General features: G+C 58.7%; 22 protein-coding genes. 11 read left to right on the top strand and 11 right to left on the bottom strand.

Features of this window, described 5'->3' with window-relative positions:
* Positions 1–71 precede the first annotated feature (71 nt).
* Positions 72–1,142, top strand: a complete 1,071-nt coding sequence (locus IEX57_RS02135) for a nuclear transport factor 2 family protein (protein WP_188701860.1) — start codon at positions 72–74, stop codon at positions 1,140–1,142.
* A 13-nt stretch (positions 1,143–1,155) separates the two neighbouring features.
* Complete coding sequence (locus tag IEX57_RS02130) at positions 1,156–2,430, top strand: L,D-transpeptidase family protein (protein WP_188701857.1); 1,275 nt, start codon at positions 1,156–1,158, stop codon at positions 2,428–2,430.
* Between the two features lie 87 nt (positions 2,431–2,517).
* On the opposite strand, the gene fabG is transcribed toward IEX57_RS02130, so the two are convergent.
* Positions 2,518–3,258, bottom strand: a complete 741-nt coding sequence (gene fabG / locus IEX57_RS02125; RefSeq protein ID WP_188701855.1) for a 3-oxoacyl-ACP reductase FabG — start codon at positions 3,256–3,258, stop codon at positions 2,518–2,520.
* Between the two features lie 181 nt (positions 3,259–3,439).
* Entirely contained in the window at positions 3,440–3,769 is a 330-nt protein-coding gene (locus IEX57_RS02120; RefSeq protein WP_188688533.1) for a DUF3579 domain-containing protein, read from the bottom strand.
* Between the two features lie 377 nt (positions 3,770–4,146).
* Here IEX57_RS02120 and argF point away from each other — a divergent pair, with 377 nt between their 5' ends.
* From argF to IEX57_RS02075, 9 genes are all read left to right on the top strand, one after another.
* On the top strand, positions 4,147–5,061 hold the full coding sequence (gene argF, locus IEX57_RS02115) for an ornithine carbamoyltransferase (protein ID WP_188701854.1): 915 nt from the start codon (positions 4,147–4,149) through the stop codon (positions 5,059–5,061).
* 9 nt (positions 5,062–5,070) lie between these two features.
* On the top strand, positions 5,071–5,694 hold the full coding sequence (leuE, locus tag IEX57_RS02110) for a leucine efflux protein LeuE (protein WP_188701852.1): 624 nt from the start codon (positions 5,071–5,073) through the stop codon (positions 5,692–5,694).
* A gap of 114 nt (positions 5,695–5,808) precedes the next feature.
* Positions 5,809–7,026, top strand: a complete 1,218-nt coding sequence (locus IEX57_RS02105; protein ID WP_188701850.1) for an argininosuccinate synthase — start codon at positions 5,809–5,811, stop codon at positions 7,024–7,026.
* Between the two features lie 91 nt (positions 7,027–7,117).
* Entirely contained in the window at positions 7,118–7,345 is a 228-nt protein-coding gene (locus IEX57_RS02100; RefSeq protein ID WP_229708609.1) for a DUF2788 domain-containing protein, read from the top strand.
* A 32-nt stretch (positions 7,346–7,377) separates the two neighbouring features.
* The gene (gene ppnP / locus IEX57_RS02095) at positions 7,378–7,692 is read left to right on the top strand and encodes a pyrimidine/purine nucleoside phosphorylase (RefSeq protein WP_188701848.1); all 315 of its coding nucleotides are present in this window, start codon (positions 7,378–7,380) and stop codon (positions 7,690–7,692) included.
* 71 nt (positions 7,693–7,763) lie between these two features.
* A complete protein-coding gene (locus tag IEX57_RS02090) occupies positions 7,764–8,291 on the top strand; it encodes a metal-dependent hydrolase (RefSeq protein ID WP_188701846.1) in 528 nt (175 codons plus the stop codon).
* Between the two features lie 35 nt (positions 8,292–8,326).
* Positions 8,327–8,842: a DinB family protein gene (locus tag IEX57_RS02085; RefSeq protein WP_188701844.1), complete on the top strand. Its 516-nt coding sequence runs from the start codon at positions 8,327–8,329 to the stop codon at positions 8,840–8,842.
* Between the two features lie 40 nt (positions 8,843–8,882).
* Complete coding sequence (locus tag IEX57_RS02080) at positions 8,883–9,368, top strand: YajQ family cyclic di-GMP-binding protein (protein ID WP_188701842.1); 486 nt, start codon at positions 8,883–8,885, stop codon at positions 9,366–9,368.
* A 128-nt stretch (positions 9,369–9,496) separates the two neighbouring features.
* On the top strand, positions 9,497–9,679 hold the full coding sequence (locus tag IEX57_RS02075) for a DUF3149 domain-containing protein (protein ID WP_188701840.1): 183 nt from the start codon (positions 9,497–9,499) through the stop codon (positions 9,677–9,679).
* Between the two features lie 57 nt (positions 9,680–9,736).
* Here the strand turns inward: IEX57_RS02075 and IEX57_RS02070 are convergent, their stop codons facing one another.
* From IEX57_RS02070 to IEX57_RS02030, 9 genes are all read right to left on the bottom strand, one after another.
* Positions 9,737–11,386 (bottom strand): ArnT family glycosyltransferase, encoded by a 1,650-nt coding sequence (locus tag IEX57_RS02070; protein ID WP_188701838.1) that lies wholly within the window; start codon positions 11,384–11,386, stop codon positions 9,737–9,739.
* 99 nt (positions 11,387–11,485) lie between these two features.
* Positions 11,486–11,752, bottom strand: a complete 267-nt coding sequence (locus tag IEX57_RS02065; RefSeq protein WP_188701835.1) for a type B 50S ribosomal protein L31 — start codon at positions 11,750–11,752, stop codon at positions 11,486–11,488.
* A gap of 334 nt (positions 11,753–12,086) precedes the next feature.
* On the bottom strand, positions 12,087–13,343 hold the full coding sequence (gene rho, locus IEX57_RS02060; protein WP_188701833.1) for a transcription termination factor Rho: 1,257 nt from the start codon (positions 13,341–13,343) through the stop codon (positions 12,087–12,089).
* 229 nt (positions 13,344–13,572) lie between these two features.
* A complete protein-coding gene (gene trxA, locus IEX57_RS02055) occupies positions 13,573–13,899 on the bottom strand; it encodes a thioredoxin TrxA (protein WP_188688569.1) in 327 nt (108 codons plus the stop codon).
* A 214-nt stretch (positions 13,900–14,113) separates the two neighbouring features.
* The gene (gene radA / locus IEX57_RS02050; protein ID WP_188701831.1) at positions 14,114–15,466 is read right to left on the bottom strand and encodes a DNA repair protein RadA; all 1,353 of its coding nucleotides are present in this window, start codon (positions 15,464–15,466) and stop codon (positions 14,114–14,116) included.
* 115 nt (positions 15,467–15,581) lie between these two features.
* The gene (flgL, locus tag IEX57_RS02045; RefSeq protein WP_188701829.1) at positions 15,582–16,961 is read right to left on the bottom strand and encodes a flagellar hook-associated protein FlgL; all 1,380 of its coding nucleotides are present in this window, start codon (positions 16,959–16,961) and stop codon (positions 15,582–15,584) included.
* Positions 16,962–17,098: 137 nt separating this feature from the next.
* On the bottom strand, positions 17,099–19,291 hold the full coding sequence (flgK, locus tag IEX57_RS02040; RefSeq protein WP_188701827.1) for a flagellar hook-associated protein FlgK: 2,193 nt from the start codon (positions 19,289–19,291) through the stop codon (positions 17,099–17,101).
* A gap of 131 nt (positions 19,292–19,422) precedes the next feature.
* Positions 19,423–20,340 (bottom strand): flagellar assembly peptidoglycan hydrolase FlgJ, encoded by a 918-nt coding sequence (flgJ, locus tag IEX57_RS02035; protein WP_188701825.1) that lies wholly within the window; start codon positions 20,338–20,340, stop codon positions 19,423–19,425.
* A gap of 271 nt (positions 20,341–20,611) precedes the next feature.
* Positions 20,612–21,721, bottom strand: coding sequence for a flagellar basal body P-ring protein FlgI (locus IEX57_RS02030; protein ID WP_308433850.1), 1,110 nt, complete (start codon positions 21,719–21,721; stop codon positions 20,612–20,614).
* Between the last annotated feature and the right edge of the window lie 8 nt (positions 21,722–21,729).

Here is a 21,729-nt window from a genome sequence, read left to right as displayed (position 1 = left end):
GCAGCGACCTGCCGGTTTTGCTAGAATCCGCAAGCTTCGGTATTTACTCGCCTTTTCGGGACCCATACACAATGAGCCTGCGACACATCGCTCTCTCTCTGATTTTCTGCATGATGGCCGGCCACGCACTCGCCGGCGACTTCGAAGATATCCAGCAACTGCTTAAGGCCCGCCAGTACAAATCGGTGGTCGATCGCGCCGACAGTTACCTGGTCAAAAACCCCAAAGACGCGCAGATCCGCTTCTTGCGCGCCATTGCGCTGACTGAACTGGGCCGCAATGACGAGGCCATCAAGGCCTTTACCTTGCTGACCGAGGACTATCCGCAACTGCCGGAGCCTTATAACAATCTGGCCGTGCTGTACGCGCAGCAAAACCAGCTGGACAAAGCCCGCACCGCGCTGATGATGGCAATACAGACCAACCCGTCGTATGCCATTGCGCATGAGAACCTGGGCGACCTGTACGCCCGCATGGCCTCGCAAGCCTACGACAAGGCGTTGCAACTGGAAGGCGGCAACCAGAACGTACAAAGCAAGCTGACCCTGGTCCGCGAACTGTTCAGCAGCAACCCGGGCATTGCACCGCATGCCACGCCGTCTGCTGCCGGTACCAAACTGGCCCAGAACACCCCGGCCAAAGCCACCCCGGCCCCGACCCCGGTAGCGACACCACGCCCGACCCCGACGCCGCAGCCCACCCAGGCGCCGACCCCCAAGCCGACGCCAACTGCTGCCCCGACACCCGTGGCTACCCCGACGCCGACCCCGGCGCCGGAAAAAGCGTCTGCTCCGCGCAACGCTGAACAAGACGCCGTGATTGCCGCCGTCAACAGCTGGGCTGCGGCCTGGTCGCGCCAGAACGTCAATGGCTACCTTGCTGCCTACAGCCGTAACTTCAAGGCGCCGGGTGGTCAATCTTATGCAGAATGGGCCAAAGAACGTCGTGATCGCATCAGCTCACCCAAGTCCATCGACGTGAGTGTCTCAAATATCAAAATCGAATTTACCGACAGTGATTCAGCCAGGGTAAAATTCCGCCAGTCTTACAAGTCGGATCGCCTGTCGGCGCGTTCCACGGGTAAAACACTGATTATGGAAAAGAGCGGCGGCCGCTGGCTGATCGTCGAAGAGCGTACCTGAGCGATTTAACTGAATGACCCGTACCATCAACTGGAGCAAGCTGATCCTCAGTTTGCTGGCTTTGCTGCTACTTGCGCCCGCAGCACAACCACGCATGCCGATCGTCGCTCCCTACCAGTTGCATCCGCTGCAAGAGATCAAAGGTACGGCTACCCAGGGTTCGCCAGAGCAAATGATCGTCGCCGCCATCGACGCCATCCGGGACAACCGGATGGCCGATGCGCGCGCAACGGTTGATGCCCTGCTGACCAAGGAACCCAACTACCACCTGGCTTATTTGTTGTCTGCCGACCTGTATGCCATGCAGGCCGGCCAGCTCGATACCATGGGTGGTGGTGCGCCGGCCGGCGCCGCTGACAAGCTGGAAGACTTGCGCCGTGAAGCACTGGTGCGCATCCGCCGTGAAGCCAGCCCTCCTCCGGTCACCTTGCTGCCAGCGCAACTGGTGTCGTTCTCCGACAAACAGAAATACGCCATCCTGGTCGATGCTGCGGCATCGCGCCTGTTTGTGTTCCAGAACAACAACGGCACCCCCAAATATGTGACCGATCACTACGTGACCGTCGGCAAGCTGGGCACCGAGAAAGTCCGCGAGGGCGATCAGCGCACGCCGCTGGGCGTCTACTTTGTGGACAGCCACATGACACGGCCGCAACTGGATAAAACCTTTGGCACCCAGGCCGATCTGTATGGCGTGGGCGCATGGCCGATTTCTTACCCGAACGAGCTGGACCGGCGCGAGGGCAAGACCGGGCATGGCATCTGGCTGCATGGCAGCCCGGCAGCCACCTACTCCCGCCCGCCGCAGGCCTCCAACGGCTGCGTGGTCCTGACCAATCCGGAACTGGCCAGCGTGCAGGAATACCTGCAGATTGATGTCACCCCGGTGGTGATCGTTCCCAGAATTGACTGGCTGACCACTGAACAATGGCAACAGCGCCATACCGCGGCGCTGAACCTGATTGATCACTGGCGTCAATCCTGGCAAACGCTCAACTTGCCAAGCTATCTGAACTACTACAGCAAGACGTTCACCAATAGCGACGGCCAGAACATCAGTAACTGGACCCGCCAGAAAACCGCACTGGCGCAAACCCGCCTTGATGCGCAGATCGTGTTGTCCAATATCAGCCTGTTTACCGGCGGCAAGGATGGCATGCTGGTCGCCACGTTTGACCAGGATTACCGCAGCAAGGCCCTGGATAACCGCATGCGCAAACGTCTGTACTGGCGTAACGAAGACGGCACCTGGCGCATTGTCTGGGAAGGCGCGGCGGCCAACGGTTAAGTACCGCACAGTTTGCGGGCTTGCCGCCCGCAGATAACCAACAAAAAACCTCGCCGCGGCGAGGTTTTTTGTTGGGGCGCAGAACGCTTACAGGGTCAGACCACCCGTCACTTCAATGGCAGCGCCATTGATATAACTGGCTTCATCGCTGGCCAGGAACGCATACACGCTGGCAATTTCTTCCGGACGCGCCATGCGCTTCATCGGCACTTTGTCTTCCATGGCCTGAATGACTTTCTCAGGCATGGCGTTCAGGATCGGTGTGGCCACAAAACCCGGGCACACGGCATTGGCACGAATCCCCTTCTTGCCCAGTTCCTTGGCCCAGGTTTTGACAAACCCGATCACGCCAAACTTGGACGCCGCGTAGTTGGTCTGGCCAAAATTGCCATAAACCCCCACCACGGACGAGGCATTCAGGATCACGCCCTGGCCTTGTTCGATCATGGTATCGATCACGGCCTTGGTGCAGTTGTACACGCCCTTGAGGTTGATATCGATGACGCGGTCAAACTGTTCTTCAGTCATCTTGAACAGCTGCGCATCCGCCACGATACCGGCGTTGTTGACCAGGATATCGATGCGGCCGAAACGGGATTTCACGCCGGCCACCATCTCGGCAATCGTTGCCTTGTCGGTCACATCAACCAGAAAGCCTGCCGCCTCGGTACCCATGGCAACCAGTTCGGACACCACTTGATCGACACCCGCGCGGTTCAGGTCACAGACCACAACCTTGGCGCCTTCCTGAGCAAACTTGAGCGCGGTAGCCTGGCCGATGCCGCTGGCGCTACCGGTAATAATGGCAACTTTATCCTTCAGTTTCATCGAGTTACTCCTGCTGACGATAAGGTGCTGCACGCCCGGCGACCAGCAAAAGTCCCGCGCAGCAGTGGGCGCGCCCATGCACGCCCGTGACAAGGCGTAGCATAGCGTGCGTTGTGCGTCGCAACAATAAAAAACCGATGAAAACGGGACCGAACGGCCCCGGAGGATACAACGGGTGGACTTAGCCGGCCTTGCGCTCGGCGTCCTGGGCGGCGGCTTGCTGCTGCTCCACCAGATCGCGGCAATCTACAACCTTGAGATCGTTATCACGGGCAAACGCCATGATGAACTGGAATACGCGGGGGTCGAGTTTTTCCAGTTGCTTGTCTACGGCGACGCAGCGCACGTTGTCCATCACCATGGGGCGGACATAAGGTGCGTAGGAGAGCTTCTGGTCAAAACCGAAGGTAGACAGGATACCGGAGAGGCGTTCTGCCCAGTCACTCGGGCGGAATTGACGCCCGTCGCTGGTGAGCCCCTGGATGACGATTTCGTATGGATTACAGATCATGTTGTGTGTATATCAGGGATTAATCTACGTTGGCACGTTTCAAACGTGAGTATACCGGTATTTTAATTGCAGCGCATTGTCACAACACAAATAACCCGTACTTTTACTACATAACCAATGGCCGCCATGATATCACTTTGATCCGGCTATGCCGATCAGCAATCGCCCCCACCCACCCGGCGATATCTGCGTAACAATTGCGCAAAATCAAGTTTCTACAGTCTACGCGGGGACAGCCCGCCACTCCGAGTTTCAGCCGACAGACGAGCACTTTCAGGGCAGCAAACCCGCAGCACTTGCCACCTGGCCGCTTCGCGCACAATAATGGTTGTTTTTTCAATCAATTGCGGGCCCTCCAGCCAGCAACAGCGTGCCCTATGCGACACTATCTGCAGTTCAAGGATTTCTCCCACGACGAATACAAGTATCTGTTCAAGCGCGCCGCCGTGCTCAAGCAGAAACTGCGAGCTGGCGAGTTGTACCAGCCGCTGGTTGGCCGCGTGCTGGCCATGATTTTTGAAAAATCGTCGACCCGTACCCGCGTTTCGTTTGAAGCAGGTATGGCGCAACTGGGCGGTCACGCCATGTTCATGGCATCCAAGGACACGCAACTGGGCCGCGGCGAACCGATTGAAGACGTCGCACAAGTCATCAGCCGCATGACCGATATCGTCATGGTGCGCACTTTTGAGCAAAGCATCATTGAGCGTTTTGCCGAGAACTCGCGCGTGCCGGTCATCAACGGCCTGACCAACGAATACCATCCTTGCCAGATCATGGCCGACATCTTCACCTACGAAGAACGCCACGGTTCGATCGAAGGCAAGACCGTCGCCTGGATTGGCGACAGCAACAACGTAAGCCGCACCTGGCTGCAAGCCGCGAAGATCTTCAATTTCAAGCTCAAGCTCGCTTGCCCGTCCGGCTATGAAATGACCGTGCTCGACGGCCTTGAATACGGCAAGGATATCTTCGAGCAGTATCGCAACCCGTTCGAAGCCGCCCACGGCGCCGACATTGTGACCACGGACGTGAGCGTGTCCATGGGTTACGAGCGCGAAACCCTGCAACGCAAGAAAGACTTCCTGAACTACCGCGTGACCGAGAAGCTGATGGCTGAAGCCGGCAAAGATGCCGTGTTCCTGCACTGTCTGCCGGCGCATCGTGGCGAGGAAGTGGACCCGGAAGTCATCGACGGCCCGCAATCGCTGGTGTGGGATGAAGCAGAAAACCGCATGCATACCCAGAAAGCCGTGATCGAGTATCTGCTTCTGGGTGAAATCAAGGGTTAAAGGACGACGGTGTTAGGCGTAACTGATCCCCTCACCTACCTGGCCGGCGCGACAGCCATCATTCTGATGCCCGGCCCCAATTCGCTGTTTGCGCTCTCCGTGGCTTCGCGCCGCGGGGTGCGGGCGGGCTTTGCCGCCGCCGCCGGGATTTTCACCGGTGATCTGGTCCTGATGCTCGCCGCTGCGCTGGGTGTGGCATCATTAATGCATGCATATCCGGTGGCGTTCGATATCGTCCGTTACGCCGGGGCCGCATATCTGGCCTTTCTGGGGATCAAGCTCCTCCTGGCTGGAAGCAACAAACGGGAACAGGAAGTCCATCTGGACATCCCGGCCCGTCATATTTATCGCCAGGCGATGTCGATCTCGCTGGTGAATGTCAAAGCCATCATCTTTTTCATGGCTTTCTTTCCCCAGTTTGTCGATCCATCGTACCCGCACATCTGGCTGACCTTCGGTGCCCTCGGCATCACTGTGCAAATCCTGAGTTTGTCGTATCTCAGTTTTCTGATTCTGGCCGGCGCCAATATCGCCAGGAAGCTTTCTGGCCGAGCGTGGGTTGCCACGATATTGAAGAAGTTGACCGGCACGCTGTTTTTAAGCTTTGGCGCGCGCCTTGCGTTAAGCCGATGACAGGGCCCGCCCTGTTGTCCGGTGTACAGTCGCGCGTAGTGTACCGGTCAGAAAAATGAATCCGGGATCGACATCAACCCATGTTCCAACCTTGCCTCATCAAGGATCTACCCCATGTCTGACGTAAAGAAAGTGGTGCTTGCCTACTCTGGCGGTCTTGATACATCGGTCATTCTCAAATGGCTGCAAGACACTTATCAATGTGAAGTGGTGACCTTCACCGCCGACCTTGGCCAGGGCGAGGAGCTGGAACCCGCTCGCCAAAAAGCGCTGAAATTTGGCATCAAGCCTGAGCACATCTTTATTGATGACCTGCGCGAAGAATTCACCCGTGATTTCGTCTTCCCGATGTTCCGCGCCAATGCGCTGTACGAAGGCGAATACCTCCTGGGCACCTCGATTGCCCGTCCGCTGATTGCCAAGCGCCAGATCGAAATCGCCAACGCCGTGGGCGCCGATGCCGTGAGCCATGGCGCCACCGGCAAGGGTAACGACCAGGTTCGTTTCGAACTGGGCTATTACGCCCTCAAGCCGGGCGTCAAAGTAGTGGCCCCGTGGCGTGAGTGGGATCTGTTGTCCCGCGAAAAGCTGCTGACCTATGCCGAAACCAACGGCATTCCGGTCGATATGAAACACAAGAACGGTGGCGCGCCGTATTCCATGGACGCCAACCTGCTGCATATCTCGTTCGAAGGTCGCCATCTGGAAGACCCGAAGGCCGAGGCCGAAGAAAGCATGTGGCGCTGGACCGTCAGCCCGGAAGCCGCGCCGGATGCACCGGAATACCTGGATCTGGAATTCGAAAAGGGTGACGTGGTTGCCCTCAACGGCGTACGCCTGAGCCCGGCGCAAGTGCTGACCAAGCTCAACGAGCTGGGCGGCAAGCACGGTATCGGCCGTCTGGATCTGGTTGAAAACCGTTACGTCGGCATGAAGAGCCGCGGCTGCTACGAAACCCCGGGCGGCACCATCTTGCTGAAGGCACACCGTGGTATCGAATCGATCACGCTGGATCGCGAAGTTGCGCACCTGAAGGACGATCTGATGCCGCGTTACGCCAGCCTGGTGTACAACGGCTACTGGTGGAGCCCGGAGCGCAAGGCACTGCAAGTGCTGATCGACCACACGCAACAGCAGGTCAATGGCTGGGTCCGCGTCAAGCTGTACAAGGGCGGCGTATCGGTCGTCTCGCGCGACTCCAAAGACACGCTGTTCGACCAGACCATCGCCACCTTTGATGACGACGGCGGCGCCTACAACCAGGCTGACGCAGGCGGCTTCATCAAGCTCAACGCCCTGCGTATGCGTATTGCGGCCAGAAAGGGTCGTTAAGCCACGACTCGTTCCGGCAACGGGCAGCGGCGTTCAGCCCTGCCCGTTTTGATGGTCTAACCACCTTGATCACCGTGAACTCCCGCCTGCCATGTCCGTACTTGATTCTTTTCTGAACATGCCTGAGGACACGTTTGATACGTTGTCCGTCTCCATTCTGGTCACCGGCCTCATCATCTACATGGGGTTCGTGATCTATCGCATGGCCAAGGATTCAAACGCGGGCAAGTTCGGCACCGTCATCCTGTTTTTTGTTCTGGGATTCGGCATGCTGGGTTTCATTATCAAAACCATTCTGACTGAAGTGCTGCAGAAATAAGCAGCGCCCTTCCTGCCCATTGGAGCCTCTTCATGAGCCAGCAATTCGATAACGTATCCGTAGTCAAACAAGGCAATGTGTATTTCGATGGCAAGTGTGTGTCGCACACCGTCATCCTGGCCGATGGCACCCGCAAAAGCGTGGGCGTGATCCTGCCGTCCAAACTGGTGTTCAATACCGGCGCCCCGGAAATCATGGAATTGATCGCCGGCAAATGTGTGGTGAAACTGGCTGGCGAAAGCGAAGCCGTCACCTACACTGGCGGCCAGTCGTTCAACGTGCCGGGCAACAGCAGCTTTGATATCGAAACGGTCGAGACCCTGCATTACGTTTGCCACTTTGGCTAAGCGCTGACGCCTGTCCTGACGCCCGGCCTGCCTGTGCAGCGCCGGGCGTTTTTACATCTACCGGAGCCGCCGTGACCACTGTTGTCACCCACGCCGTTGTCGCCGCCACGCTGGTGCGGTTGCTGCCCCAGCGCTGGCGTTCGCGCCCTTTGTATGTGCTGGCCATGCTGGGTAGCATGGTGCCAGACCTGGACACCATCGGCCTCAAGTTCGGCATCGCCTACGACAGCCCCTACGGCCACCGTGGCGCAACGCATTCGCTGCTGTTTGCCGTGGTGCTGGGTGGTTTGATGGCAGGGTGGCTGGCACGCCGGCACGGCGCATTGCTGCGTCACTGGGCCATTCTGGCCGCATGTGTGTTCAGCCATCCCGTCATGGATGCGCTCACTAACGGCGGCCGTGGCGTGGCGTTTTTCTGGCCACTGAGCGACGCACGCTTTTTCTTCGGGCTCCACCCGATCATGGTCTCGCCCATTGGCGCGCGGTTCTTTTCAGAACGCGGTCTCATCACGCTGGAAAGTGAGTTTGTCCTGGTCTGGATACCCTGCATTGTGGTCTGGCTGGTTTTAGCACTTTGGCCGGACCGCAAACGCCGTTAAAATCCAGTATCCACATCAACCACCTGTGCCCGCGCATGATCACCAACGCCGCAGTCCGTCTTCTGGCGCAATACAACCGCTGGATGAATGAGCGCCTGTACGCCATGGCAGACACGCTGGGCGAGGAATTGCGCACAGCGGATCGCGGCGCGTTTTTTGGCTCTGTGCATGGCACGCTGGATCACCTGGTGCGTGGCGACATGAACTGGCTGGCGCGCTTTGAAAACCAGCCTTTGCCCGACTTCGGCCCCGACGCGCTGGTGTGCCCCACGTGGGAGGCGCTGCTTGCGCTACGCCAGCAAACTGACCAGCACATCGACACCTGGGCCGGTACGGTCAGCGATGCCTGGCTGGCGGCACCATTGAGCTGGTACAGCGCCATGTATCACCAGCAAATGAACATGCCGGCATGGATTGCCGTCAGCCACTTTTTCAATCACCAGACGCATCACCGCGGCCAGGTTACCACCCTGTTCTCGCAACTGGGCATGGATATCGGCGTCACCGACCTGCCCATGATGCCGTCTCTTCACCACACAACGCCGGACTGATCGCCGCCGGCTTTCATACTGAAAACAGCAGGAGTACGACATGCCCTCTTTCGATATCGTTTCTGAAGTCAACGACGTGGAAGTGCGTAACGCACTGGAGCAAACCAACAAGGAAGTCGGCACCCGCTTTGACTTCAAGGGCTCTGACGCCCGCGTGGAACAAGCCGAGAAAGTCCTGACCATTTTTGCCGACAACGACTTTCAGCTGGAACAGGTCAAGGACATCCTGACTGCCAAACTGACCAAGCGCGGCGTCGACATCCGCTGCCTGGATGAAGCCAAGAGCGAGAAAGTGTCGGGCAACAAGGTCAAACAGGCCATTACGGTACGCACCGGCATCAGCGGGGACGAAGCCAAGAAAATCGTCAAACTGATCAAGGACTCCAAACTCAAGGTACAAGCCGCCATTCAGGGCGACGAAGTACGTGTGTCCGGCGCCAAGCGCGACACCCTGCAAGAAGCCATCGCCGTGATCCGCAAGCAGGTTACCGACTACCCGGTGCAGTTCCAGAACTTCCGCGACTGACCGGCCTTGGGGCGGCAATGCTGCCAGCAGGCACTAATTACTGCAGTTGATTGATTAGTATCAAGATTCCGGATACGACTCCGCGCCATGATCTTGTCATTACATGCACGCGTGGCAGGAGTCACATCATGGAAAACTCCCCCTGGGAAGCCCTGTTCTTCTCTGATATTGGTCTGTTGAGCCTGTTTACCATTGGTTTTGTGCTGGTCATGGCGGTGTATATCTTTCTGTTCGTACGCCGCAATGTGATGAACGCCGTGGATCCGGACACCATCCAGCAAAAAGACCAGCACACGCCGCAGCATTCCTGATCACTGCAGCAAAACAAAAAGACCGGCCTTGGCCGGTCTTTTTGTTGGCACCCGCGCCTAGCGCGTGGCGACAGAGCGTGTTTTGTCCAGCAGGTAAAAGTGTTCATGGCGCTCACCCGGGCGGGCACCATCCCACAATACCATAGACCCCGGCGGCGGGTCACCTGCCACCAGTTGCAGACGGCAATTGGTCACATCGCGCCGTTGCAGCGCCAGGTGCGAGAAATAATCGACCGACGCGGCCATAGAGTCGGACACCAGCGAGCCATCAATACACCCGGCCGGCTGCTTGTTCACGGCCACCTGCAGGCTCTCAACTACGGTCCGATAGCTCTTGGAGGCATCCAGCCACGGCTGCCACAAGCCCATCAGCGCACCCCACAGCAAGGTCACACCGCATGCCCAGTTGGTGATGGCCAGCCGACCCAGCGGACGCTTGCGCAGCAACACCCAGCACCAGGTGATCGAGATCGCCAGCGTAAACAGCACGCCACCCCACACCACATGCGGATGCCAGGAGGGGCTGGCCTCGGCCAGTGTTCTGGCCCAGGTCGCCGGCGTGCCCGTCGTCAGCACGATCCACGCACACCACAGCAAAAAGGTGCCGACGCCAAAGGTCATGATGCCAAACCAGTTCAGCGCCGCGGCCGCGCCACGCTGCAAGCGATCGATCCCGCTGGTAGTCAGTAAAGACAACGTGGGCAGAACCAGCAACAGCGCCGACTCGCCAATCAGGTCACCGGCCAGCGATAGCCAGACAGAGTTCAGTACCAGCACCACAATCGGCAGAGTCAGCTTCGGTTGCGCCAGTTGCGAGCGGTTGGACCAGATACCCCAGACACCCAGCGGCAATACCGGCCAGGCAAACCACAACACAATGGAAAAATAGAACCCGAACGAATGGAACGGTTGCCAGGAAGCTAGGCCACCAAAAGCGCCAAATGCGTAGTAATCCAGCCAGATCCGGAAAGCCTCCGGATTGGTGTGATACAGATCGCCCACCCACATCAAGCCCAGCGGCACCGAGGTGACAAGCGCGGTGAGCAAGGTCGCCAGATACCAGGCGCGGCGCCACGGCCGGAACCCCAGCAGCGCGACGGCCGTCACAAAACTGAGCAGGAACTCGCCCCAGGACGCGCCCAGCAGCAACATCAACCAGGAGAGGCCCAGCAACAAGCCGCCCTGCACCGGTTGGCGCAACGCCCATGCCAGCGCATAGAGCTGCCAGCTAAAGCCCGCCAGCACGATCACCTGCGGCGCCAGATGGTGACCCCAGATAATCAGCCCGATGCTGCCAATCAGGGCCATGACGGCCACACGGCCTTGCCGGCGACCATACAGTTCACGACCGGCCAGACCAAGACCCCACATGGCCAGCGCCATCCATGCGCCGGTTGCCAGCCGCGCGGCGTCATGCACCGCCATGCCCAGGTGCGACAAGGGCCAGGCAAACAGGCAGGCAGACCAGTAATACAAAGGGCCATACAAGAGGTAAGGATTGTCGCCCCACCACGGCAGCGCCCAGTGCTGCCCTTCCACGTAATGCTTGATCACCGCGGCCGTTTCCAGCTCCGCCGGCTTCCAGGGATCATGCCCGATCAAGCCTGGCAGCAGCCACACAAGACAAAGCAACAGCAACATCCATGGGCGCTGGCCCGGTGGCAGTGGCGGCTGCTCGCGTTCGGTTTCAGGGACGTAGGTAAGCATGCGGGGATTCTAACCGGCAAAACGCGGGAAAGGACAGAAACAAAAAAGGCAGCTTGAACAAGCTGCCTTTTTTGCGATGTACGACACAACGCCGGCTGATCAGCCCTTGTTGCTGGTGTACATGGAGTACTTCTGACGGAACTTCTCGACACGGCCAGCGGTGTCCAGCACCTTTTGCTTGCCGGTGTAGAACGGGTGCGATTCGGACGACACGTCCAGACGCACAACCGGGTATTCCTTGCCATCAGTCCACTTCATGGTTTCGCCGCCACGAGCAGTCATGGTCGAACGGGTCAGAAACTTGAAGTCAACGCTGGCGTCGAAAAAGATCACTTCTTTGTAACCGGGATGGATACCGTCTTTCATTTCGCTTTTCCTTTACATGAGCGCATCGGGGTTGTGCCGACGCAAAACGCGCATTATGTCAGTCCCGCCCACCTACCGCAAGGGAAACCGCGGCAAAACCAGCAGAAAAAGAGACGAAATGCCAAGCGCGCTCAAGAACTTGCCGTTCAAACTACAAAAACCACATCAAGCACCGCCAGAAACGACAAACCGGCGCATCAGCGCCGGTCAGGTTCTCCATGCATGTCACTCAAAGCCGTACAGAAAAACGCCCTGCCAGGGCAAACCGATACTCACCGTACCAAACGTACGGCAAGCTGGTCTGACAGGGTCAGGGCGTCTTTATGCGTGGCAATCAGCGACGCATGGAATCGAAGAAGTTGGCGTTATTCTTCGTGGCCTTGATCTTGTCTTGCAGGAATTCCATCGCTTCCAGATCATCCATCGGGTACAGCAACTTGCGCAGCACCCAGATCTTTTGCAGTTGTTCGGACGGGATCAACAGTTCTTCACGACGCGTGCTGGAACGGTTGATGTTGATGGCCGGGAACAGACGCTTTTCCGCCATACGACGGTCAAGGTGGATTTCCATGTTACCGGTACCCTTGAACTCTTCGTAGATCACATCATCCATGCGCGAACCGGTGTCGATCAGCGCAGTGGCGATGATGGTCAGGCTGCCGCCCTCTTCAATATTACGGGCAGCACCGAAGAACCGCTTGGGGCGTTGCAGGGCGTTGGCGTCCACACCACCGGTCAACACCTTGCCGGAGGCCGGCACCACGGTGTTGTAGGCACGGGCCAGACGGGTGATGGAGTCCAGCAGGATCACCACGTCTTTCTTGTGTTCTACAAGGCGCTTGGCCTTTTCGATGACCATTTCAGCCACTTGTACGTGGCGGGTGGCCGGTTCGTCAAAGGTAGAGGACACAACCTCGCCTTTCACCGAACGCTGCATTTCAGTCACTTCTTCCGGACGCTCGTCAATCAGCAGCACGATCAGCATCACATCCGGATGGTTGGCGGTGATGGCGTGCGCAATGTTCTGCAGCATCACGGTCTTGCCGGACTTGGGCGGCGCCACCAGGAGGGCGCGCTGGCCACAGCCGATCGGGGCAATCAGGTCAATGATCCGGCTGGTGACATTCTCTTCGCCCTTGATATCGCGCTCCAGTTGCAGGCGGCGCGTAGGGAACAGCGGTGTCAGGTTTTCGAACAGGATCTTGTGCTTGGCGTTCTCAGGCGGCTCGCCGTTGACTTTGTCGACCTTGACCAGCGCAAAGTAACGTTCACCATCCTTGGGGGTGCGGATCTCGCCTTCGACGGTATCGCCGGTATGCAGATTGAAGCGGCGGATTTGCGACGGGCTGACATAAATGTCGTCCGGACCGGCCAGGTAAGAGGTATCCGGGCTACGCAGGAAACCAAAGCCGTCAGGCAGCACTTCCAGCGTGCCATCGCCAAAAATACTTTCGCCCTTTCTCCCCTGGTTTTTCAGCAGCGCAAAGATCAGGTCCTGCTTGCGCAAGCGGCTGGCGCCTTCAATTTCGTTGGCGATAGCCATCTCTACAAGTTCAGAGACGTGGTGATGTTTTAGATCGGACAAATGCATGCGATTGGGCCGTTGCTATGAAGCAATCAAGAAAAATAAGGGAAAGGGAGAGACGTACTGATAAATATAGAATGGCGCAATGGCAGAAGGACTCTGGCATTGCGCAGTAAACGCCGTAAGGGTATATGGCGCAAACTTGCACTGTCAAGCAACCAGCGACACAAGGCGGCCGCTGGTGTTGCGTGTTCAATACGCATGGGGCCGGCGAATGCACCGGCCCGGCAACAACTTACAGGTTGCTGTCAAGAAATGCGGTCAGTTGGGACTTGGACAGTGCACCAACCTTGGTGGCCTTCACTTCGCCGTTCTGGAACAGCATCAGGGTCGGGATACCGCGGATGCCGTACTTCGGCGGGGTGCCCTGGTTTTCGTCAATGTTCAGCTTGGCAACCTTGAGCTTGCCGGCGTATTCGCCAGCTACTTCGTCCAGAATCGGGGCGATCATCTTGCAAGGACCACACCATTCGGCCCAGTAGTCGACCAGAACGGGGGTTTGCGATTTCAACACTTCAGCGTCAAACGAAGCGTCGGTTACGTAAGAGATGTGCTCGCTCATAAGATTCTCCAGGCAATGCGGGTAACGGTGCGATATCTAAAAAAACGGACTACCGGCCGCAAGGCAACCGGTTCATTGGCGACTATGCTAACGGATGCCGTCGCAAAATCCCAATCAATTTGACCGGTCCGCTTGATACAAAAATACTATGGGGCCGCAAAGAACGATTTCAAGCGCCCTGCCCGATCATCCATCTGTCACATTTTTCACAACTTTACAGCGCGGCACCCACGGCGTCGGACAAGCGCTCCACCGCAGTCACGGTCATGCCCTCAATGGGCTGACGCGGGCGATTGGCGTGCGGCACGATGGCGTGGGTGAAACCCAGCTTGGCGGCCTCACGCAGGCGTTCTTGCCCGCGCTGCACCGGGCGCACCTCGCCCGCCAGACCGACTTCACCGAAGATCACCAGCTTTTCCGGCAAGGGGCGGTCTTTCAAAGAGGAGACGATCGCCAGCAAAATGGCCAGATCGGCTGCCGGCTCGTTAATGCGTACGCCACCCACGGCGTTGATGAATACGTCCTGATCAAACACCGCAATGCCCGCATGGCGATGCAACACCGCCAGCAGCAAAGCCAGACGGTTCTGTTCGATCCCCACGCCAAGGCGTTTGGGTTGCGGCGCGTGGGTGTCATCAACCAGCGCCTGGATTTCCACCAGCATGGGGCGCGTGCCTTCTTGCGTGACCAGCACGCAAGAACCCGGCACCGGTTCACGGTGCTGGCTCAGGAACAGGGCCGAAGGGTTGGTCACCTCTTTCAGGCCGCGGTCGGTCATGGCAAACACGCCCAGTTCATTGACCGCGCCAAAGCGGTTCTTGATGGCGCGGATCAGCCGGAAGCTGGAGTGCGTATCGCCTTCAAAATAAAGCACGGCATCCACAATGTGTTCCAGCACGCGCGGGCCGGCCAGTGCGCCCTCTTTGGTCACATGCCCGACCAGCAAGATGCTGATACCGCTGCGTTTGGCCGCGCGGGTCAACTGGGCAGAGCATTCACGCACCTGGGCCACGCTACCGGGGGCCGAGCTGAGCGCTTCTGAATACAGGGTCTGGATCGAGTCAATCACCACCACTTGCGGCTTTTCACGGTCCAGCGTGGCAAGGATTTTCTCCAGATTGATTTCTGGCAGCAGGCCCACCGGCGCATTGGCCAGTTGCAGCCGGCGCGCGCGCAGCGCGATCTGCTCGGCTGATTCTTCACCGCTGACATACAGCACCCGCACACCGGCCGACATCTGCGTCAGTGCCTGCAGCAGCAACGTTGATTTGCCAATACCCGGATCACCGCCGATCAGCACCACGCCGCCTGGCACCAACCCGCCACCCAGCACACGATCAAGCTCGGCCAGCGTGGTCGCGGTGCGCGGCAGGTCGATCGCTTCGACATCAGACAACTGGCGGATGGCGCCATCTGCCGCCAGTGACTGAAAGCGTGTCGGTGCACCCGATTGCGCCACAGCTTCGGTCAATGAATTCCAGTCGCCACAATGCGGGCACTGGCCTTGCCATTTGGGAGAAGTACCGCCGCACGACTGGCAGACGAATTGGGATTTGATTTTGCTCATGGGCGCTATTAGAACATGCCGCCTTGCCGGATCGCAGGCACAAAAACAAAAACGGGTTCCGGAGAACCCGTTTTTCCCGCGTACGCCCTCTGGGTGATCAGAGGTTCCTGGGTGATCAGGAGATGTACTGGAACAGACTCAACCCGGCCACTTTGGAATACGTCTGACGTGCTGCTTCCAGCGTGGTCTGGTTTTGGGTGAAATCGCTGATGGTCTTGGCGTAATCCAGACCATTCAGGTCAGAGATGGTCGAGCTATACGCCAGGTTCAAATTGGAATTGGTCGATTGCTGCTGGGTCGATTCTTTTTGCCAGGCGCCAATGCTGGCGTTCACTGTCACCACGTTGTTCAGCGAGTTGCTCAAGGCAGAGATCACGCTGTTCAACTGGTTCTGGAACGCTGCTTGCGCCGTACCGGAGGTATCGGTGGCGTAATTGGTCAGCGCGTTCGAGAAATTCTTGATGGTGGTGAACAAGTCCTGGTTGGTACTGGCCGCCACATTGAAGCTGTCGCCGGCCTTGGGCGTGCCGGTCATGTTGATGCTGGCGCCAAAGTTCCAGTTGGCGATCAAGGGCGTGGCCGGATCACCGGGCTGCTGCGACAACTGGATATCCCCACCGTCGTTGTACGTGCGCGGATAAGCGCCGGTACGCGCGCCGGAGGCCGTGTAGTCATAGCCATCCAGCAACGACTTGTTGTAGTTGGGGTTGGCCGTGCCATTGGGCAGCGTTTGCAGGTTGTCGACAATATCGTAAGTCACCGTGGGCGGGGCCGACGGGTCCGTCGCATTGGGCTGCGTCTGGAAAACGATATTGAAGTTCTGATCGTTGGTGGTGGAGTTCCACTGCGCCTTGTTCAGCACCGTACCAGCGCCGATCAGGCCGGTGCCGGTATTGGTCGTGGCGGCGGTATCGGTAAACGTGCCATTGCCGTTCTTGATCTGCTGGAACACTTGCGAGCCTGCCAGCGAGGTCGGCAGATCGCGCGAGGCGGAAATCTGCACCTGGCGCTGACCCTGGTCGCCGTTGTACACCACGTTGCCAAAGCTGGATTCAGTAAACGGTTTGACGTCGCCCTTGTAGCCAGAGAACAGATACTGGCCGCTGCCGTCGGTGGCATTGGCCAGACCCAGCAACTGCTGGTAGTTGCCCAGCAATTGCGAGTTGATGGCCTGCTTGTCAGAACCGGTTTGCGAGGCGTTGCCGGCCTCGATGGCCAGCGACTGGATATTCTGGATGGCGGTAATGATGGAGCTGATGTTCGAGCCTTGCAGTTGCAGGGCCGAATCCGCCGATTGCGCGTTGGTGTTGTATTGCGTGGTCAGGTCTTGCGCCTGGGTCACATTCAACAGGCGTGCAGAACCCACCGGATCATCCGCAGGTGTCAGGATTTTCCGACCCGTCGACAGCATTTGCTGCAGCTGGTTTTGCTGATAGGTCAGGGTATCCAGGTTCTGGGTGTTCAGATTGTAGATGGTGCTGGTTGCAATACGCATGTTTCTAACCCCTGGCGCGGCGGGCCGGTGAATGCACGGCAGCCCGTCTTTTTGCGACAACTGGTGCTGGCGGTAAGTTCAGCGCGCCAGCCGTAACCGGCGCATCACTTTCAGATATCGGCAAGTGCCGCCAAAACTTAACCGATATTCACGATCGACTGGAATGCTTCCTGCGCGATCTGGATCACCTTGCTGGCAGCCTGATACGCCTGCTGGTAACGCAACAGATTGGCGGCTTCTTCATCCAGGTTCACCCCGGCCAGAGAATCACGCGCCGTCTGCGCATTGGTCAGCACGGTGGTCTGGGCTTGCGACATCACCTGAATCTGGTTGGTCTCGGTACCGATGTTGGACACCATATTGCTATAGGCATCCTGATAGGTCACAGAGCCGTTCAGCAGCAGTTTGCTGGTTTGCAGCTTGCCCAGTGCCAGCGCATTGCGGTTATCCGACGTACCGGCCACGGTGGGGCCAACGCTGATGGTGTCGCCCGTTGCCGGTGTGCCGTTCAGCACCATGTTCCAGCCGTTGTAGCTCACCGTCATGCCTGCGGTATAAGTTTGCGCCGCGGTGGTCACACCGGTGGTGCTATCGGTCAGCGTAAAGGTGGTCGGTGAGGTAAACGACAGCGTCACCGGGTTCTTTACCGCCGGATTGAGCGAGCCACTGGTGGTCGAGGTCGGCGGGGTATCCACCGTCGGCTGGGTCAGCGTCACGCTGCCGGTGTTATTGATGTTGGCCGTCGCCGTCATCGGCGCAGCCGCCGCCACCAGCGACGGATCAGTGGTCGCCACCGACAGATTGGAAATCACATTGGCGACCGGCTGGATATTGAAGCTGTCACCGGTGTTCATGGTGCCGCTGGAGATGTTGACCAGAAAGCCATCCGTACCGACCGGGCCGGCCGCAACCTGCGCTGCGGTAAACGTGGTCTGGGTGTTGTCAGACAGGCGCGTCAGCGTGTAATTGGTGCCGTCGTAGCTGAACTTGTAGTTGCTGGTGGTCAGCTTGGTGGCATCGCCGATATAGCCGGACAACTGCGCGTTGCCGGTATTGAGCGAGTTGGCATTGACCGAGCCCAGCGCAGGCGGGAAGGTAAATGTCCCGGTGCCCGAGGCCGCCGGCGTGCTGCCCGACTGCAATGTGACGCCCAGCGCGGTGAAGCCGGCAGTCATCTGTGCGCCGGTAATCGTCGCGGTAGAGTTATCCGTCATCCGCGTCAGCGTGTAATTGCCGGTGGTGCTGTCATACGCCAGCGAGAAATCAGACTGCGGCGTGGGCGACGAGGCCGTCGGCAGGCTCACATTGACGTTCACGCCGTTGACGTTGGCGGTGAAGCTGGATGCTGCCTGATAAGAAAAAATGTTCTGACCGATATTGCCGTTCAGATCCTGCCCCGCTTTTTGCTGGGCGTTAAAGGTCTGCGCCAGGCCAATGGCGGTCAGGTTCAGCGTGTTCTGCGCCAGCGTCAGCGAGTTGTTACGGAAATCGAGCAAGCCTTGCAGACTACCGCCTGCCAGCGAGTTGTCCGGCAGGTACACGGTCGTGTTGTTGAGCTTGTACGCGACCGAAATATTCTGCGGATTGGATGGCGATTGCACCGCCGCCAGCTGGAACGCCGTGCCGTTCACCACCACGTTCTGCCCATTACCGATGAACACGTTCATGGTGCCGTCGCTATTGGTGACGGTGGTGGCTTTCACGTACTGGTTCAGGTTCTGCACCAGTTCATCACGCTGATCCATCAAGTCATTGGGCGGCTGGCCAGAGTTACCCAGCACCGAAATCTGCGTGTTCAGATTGGCAATCTGCGAGGTAATGGCGTTGATGTTGCTCACCGTATCGGTGATCTGGCCATTGGTGGTGGATGCCTCTTGCTGCAGTTCCGTGTTGAACGTCTGAAACCGCGATACCAGCGTCTGCGCAGAGGTCAGCATGGCGGTACGGGACGGCGAATCGGACGGGTTGCTCGACACGCCCTGCACCGAGGTGAAGAAATCCTGCAGCGCCGGCGACACGCCCGCGGTCGGATCAGCCACGATGTTGTCGATATCCTGCAATTGCGACAGATACGAAGTCAGATAACTGTTCTGCGATGTCGCCGATTGCAGGTTTTTGGTCAGGAACTGGTCATATGCGCGCTTGATGGTATCGACCTGAACACCCATGCCGACAAAGCCGCTCCCCGTTTGCTGCGGGTACACGGCGCTTTGCACGATGCTCTGGCGCGAATAGCCGGGCGTGCTGGCGTTGGCGATATTGTGGCCGGTTGTCACCAGACCCAGATTCGCCGCGTTCAGACCCGATACGCCGATACTGAAAACACTCATTGTCCTGCTCCGTTACTTGTTCGCGGCGGTTGGTATGACCACAACCGGCGCTTTACCTGATATCGGCCATCTGACCTGAATCTTGATTACCAGGACGGGGAAACTCACCCGTGACCATCACTCACAACCGCTCAGGCGTTGCCTGAACCAGCCATCTGTTTTTGCACCCTTGCCGCCACCACAGCCAGCTTGCCGGCGTAGTACGGATCTGTGGCGTAGCCCTTGGACTGCAACGCCGTGCCATAGCTTTTGGCATCACTGCCTGAGCCGACCGCATCACTGAAACGCCTCTTGATGATGCTGGCGTAATCGCTCATGGCATCTGCGTAAGAGTCATACGCCCGGAATGTTTCCGTCTTCTTTTGCGGCACACCGTTCACGTATTCCGTGGTGGTGACATCTGCCGTCTTGCCTTGCCAATCCTTGCCGGCCTTCACGCCAAACAAGTTGTGCGTATCCTGGCCGGAGGCGTCGGTCAGCGGCTTCTTGCCCCAACCGGTTTCTAGCGCAGCCTGCGCCACCAGCACATGCGGCGACACCCCCAGCGTGGCACTGGCCGACCTGGCCGCGTTGCCGATCTTGTCGATGAATGACGCGGTATTGCCGCCGTCACCGGCATCTTTTGCCGCCCCGGTTGCCGCCGTTGCCGCTTTGCCTGTCAGCGTGCTGCTCTTGCCAAACGGGTTGGGCGGCGTGTGCCAGGCCTGTTTCAACAGCGACGGGTCTTGCTGAATACTGATCTGCCGCACGATGGCATCCGCCAACCCCACCCCGCCGTGCGCCGACATGTTCGCCGCGATCTGCTCGTCATACATGCTGCGAAACATGCTGGACGCAGGCGAGCTGGAAAGCGTGTCGTACTGCGGCGTAGCGTCGCGCATGGACTTGAGCATCTGTTGCATCAGCAAGGCTTCAAACTGCTGCGCCACCGCTTTGACACCGGCTTTAGAACCAGTGTTGGCGGTCTGCCGCAACGCAGCGATGCTGTTCGGATCAGAAGCTAAGGCTTGCGCGAGGTTGCTACGGCTGGCCGGGCTGTCTAACGTCATGTGGCTCGATTCGGCTAAGGGTCTTTAGCTGTAAAGAAGCAAGCACTGTGCCAGAGGGGTAAGTGGTTGATGGAACGGTAGCTTTAGACTGCCGCCGAGCCGCCGGCCCGGCACACCAGCAACGCCACAAACACTCGCCGGCCAAGCGCACACGCAGACATGAGAAGCCGGCACAACCCACTCCGGCGGGAGTTGTGCCAGACCCCAGGACAAAAAAAACCCGACCCCGGGGGTGGGTCGGGCCTGATGGACGCGGCGGGGGGATGCCGCGTCAGATCACCTCAAGGTCTGCCTTGAGGCTGCCGGCCGCCTTCATGGCTTGCAAGATGGCCAGCAAATCCTGGGGTGTAGCGCCAACTGCGTTCAACGCGCGGACCACGTCACGCAGGTTGGATGCCTTGGGCAGGCGCACAATACCGCCCTTGTCGGCTTCAATCTGGATATCCGCATTCTGCACGCGGGCCGTGCGGCCACCCGCCAGCGGCCCCGGCTGGACCACGGTATTCATGGCGGCAATGGTCACGGTCAGATTGCCATGCGCAACAGCGCACGGATCAACCTGCACTGCCTGGTTCATCACGATTGAACCCGTGCGGGCATTGATGATGACCTTGGCGGCCACCTCTGCCGGCGTGACATCCAGCCCTTCCAGACGGGCCAGGAAAGACACGCGCTGGTTGGCGTCTTCCGGCGCCCGCACCTGGATCACCCGGCCATCCTGCGCCGAGGCGATCGGGCCAAACTGGTTATTGATGGCGTTGACCATATTGCTGGCGGTGGTGAAGTCGGTGTGCAGCAGTTCCAGCTGTACAAAGTCACCCTGCCCCACGCCACCGGGCACCGAGCGTTCTACCGTGGCGCCGTCCGGAATCCGGCCCGTGGCCAGTTGATTGACCTGCGTGCTGGAACCACCGGCAGAAGCGCCCGCCCCGGCCACCACCACGTTGCCTTGCGCCATGGCGTAAATCTGGCCGTCCACACCTTTCAGCGGGGTCAGCACCAGCGTGCCGCCGCGCAGTGATTTGGCATTACCGATCGACGAAACAGTGACATCAATCGGCTGACCCGGGCGGGAGAACGCCGGCAGGTTGGCCGTCACTGTAACGGCAGCGACGTTCTTCAGTTGCAGGTTGCCGCCGGAGGGCACCTGGACGCCCAGGTTGTTCAGCATGTTGATCACGGATTGCACCGTGAATGGCGTTTGCGTGGTCTGGTCACCGCTGCCGTCCAGACCTACCACGAGACCGTAACCCACCAGCTGGTTGGGGCGCACGCCGGCAATACTGGCCAGGTCACGTACCTTGTCGGCCCGGGCTGCACCTGCAGCCAGCAGCATCAAGGCACACAGGGCAAAGCGCTTGAAGATGGTCATCGTATTCATGATTTCAC

The sequence above is a fragment of the Silvimonas iriomotensis genome, from assembly GCF_014645535.1.
GTDB lineage: Bacteria > Pseudomonadota > Gammaproteobacteria > Burkholderiales > Chitinibacteraceae > Silvimonas > Silvimonas iriomotensis.
This window is presented reverse-complemented; position numbering and strand designations above follow the sequence as displayed.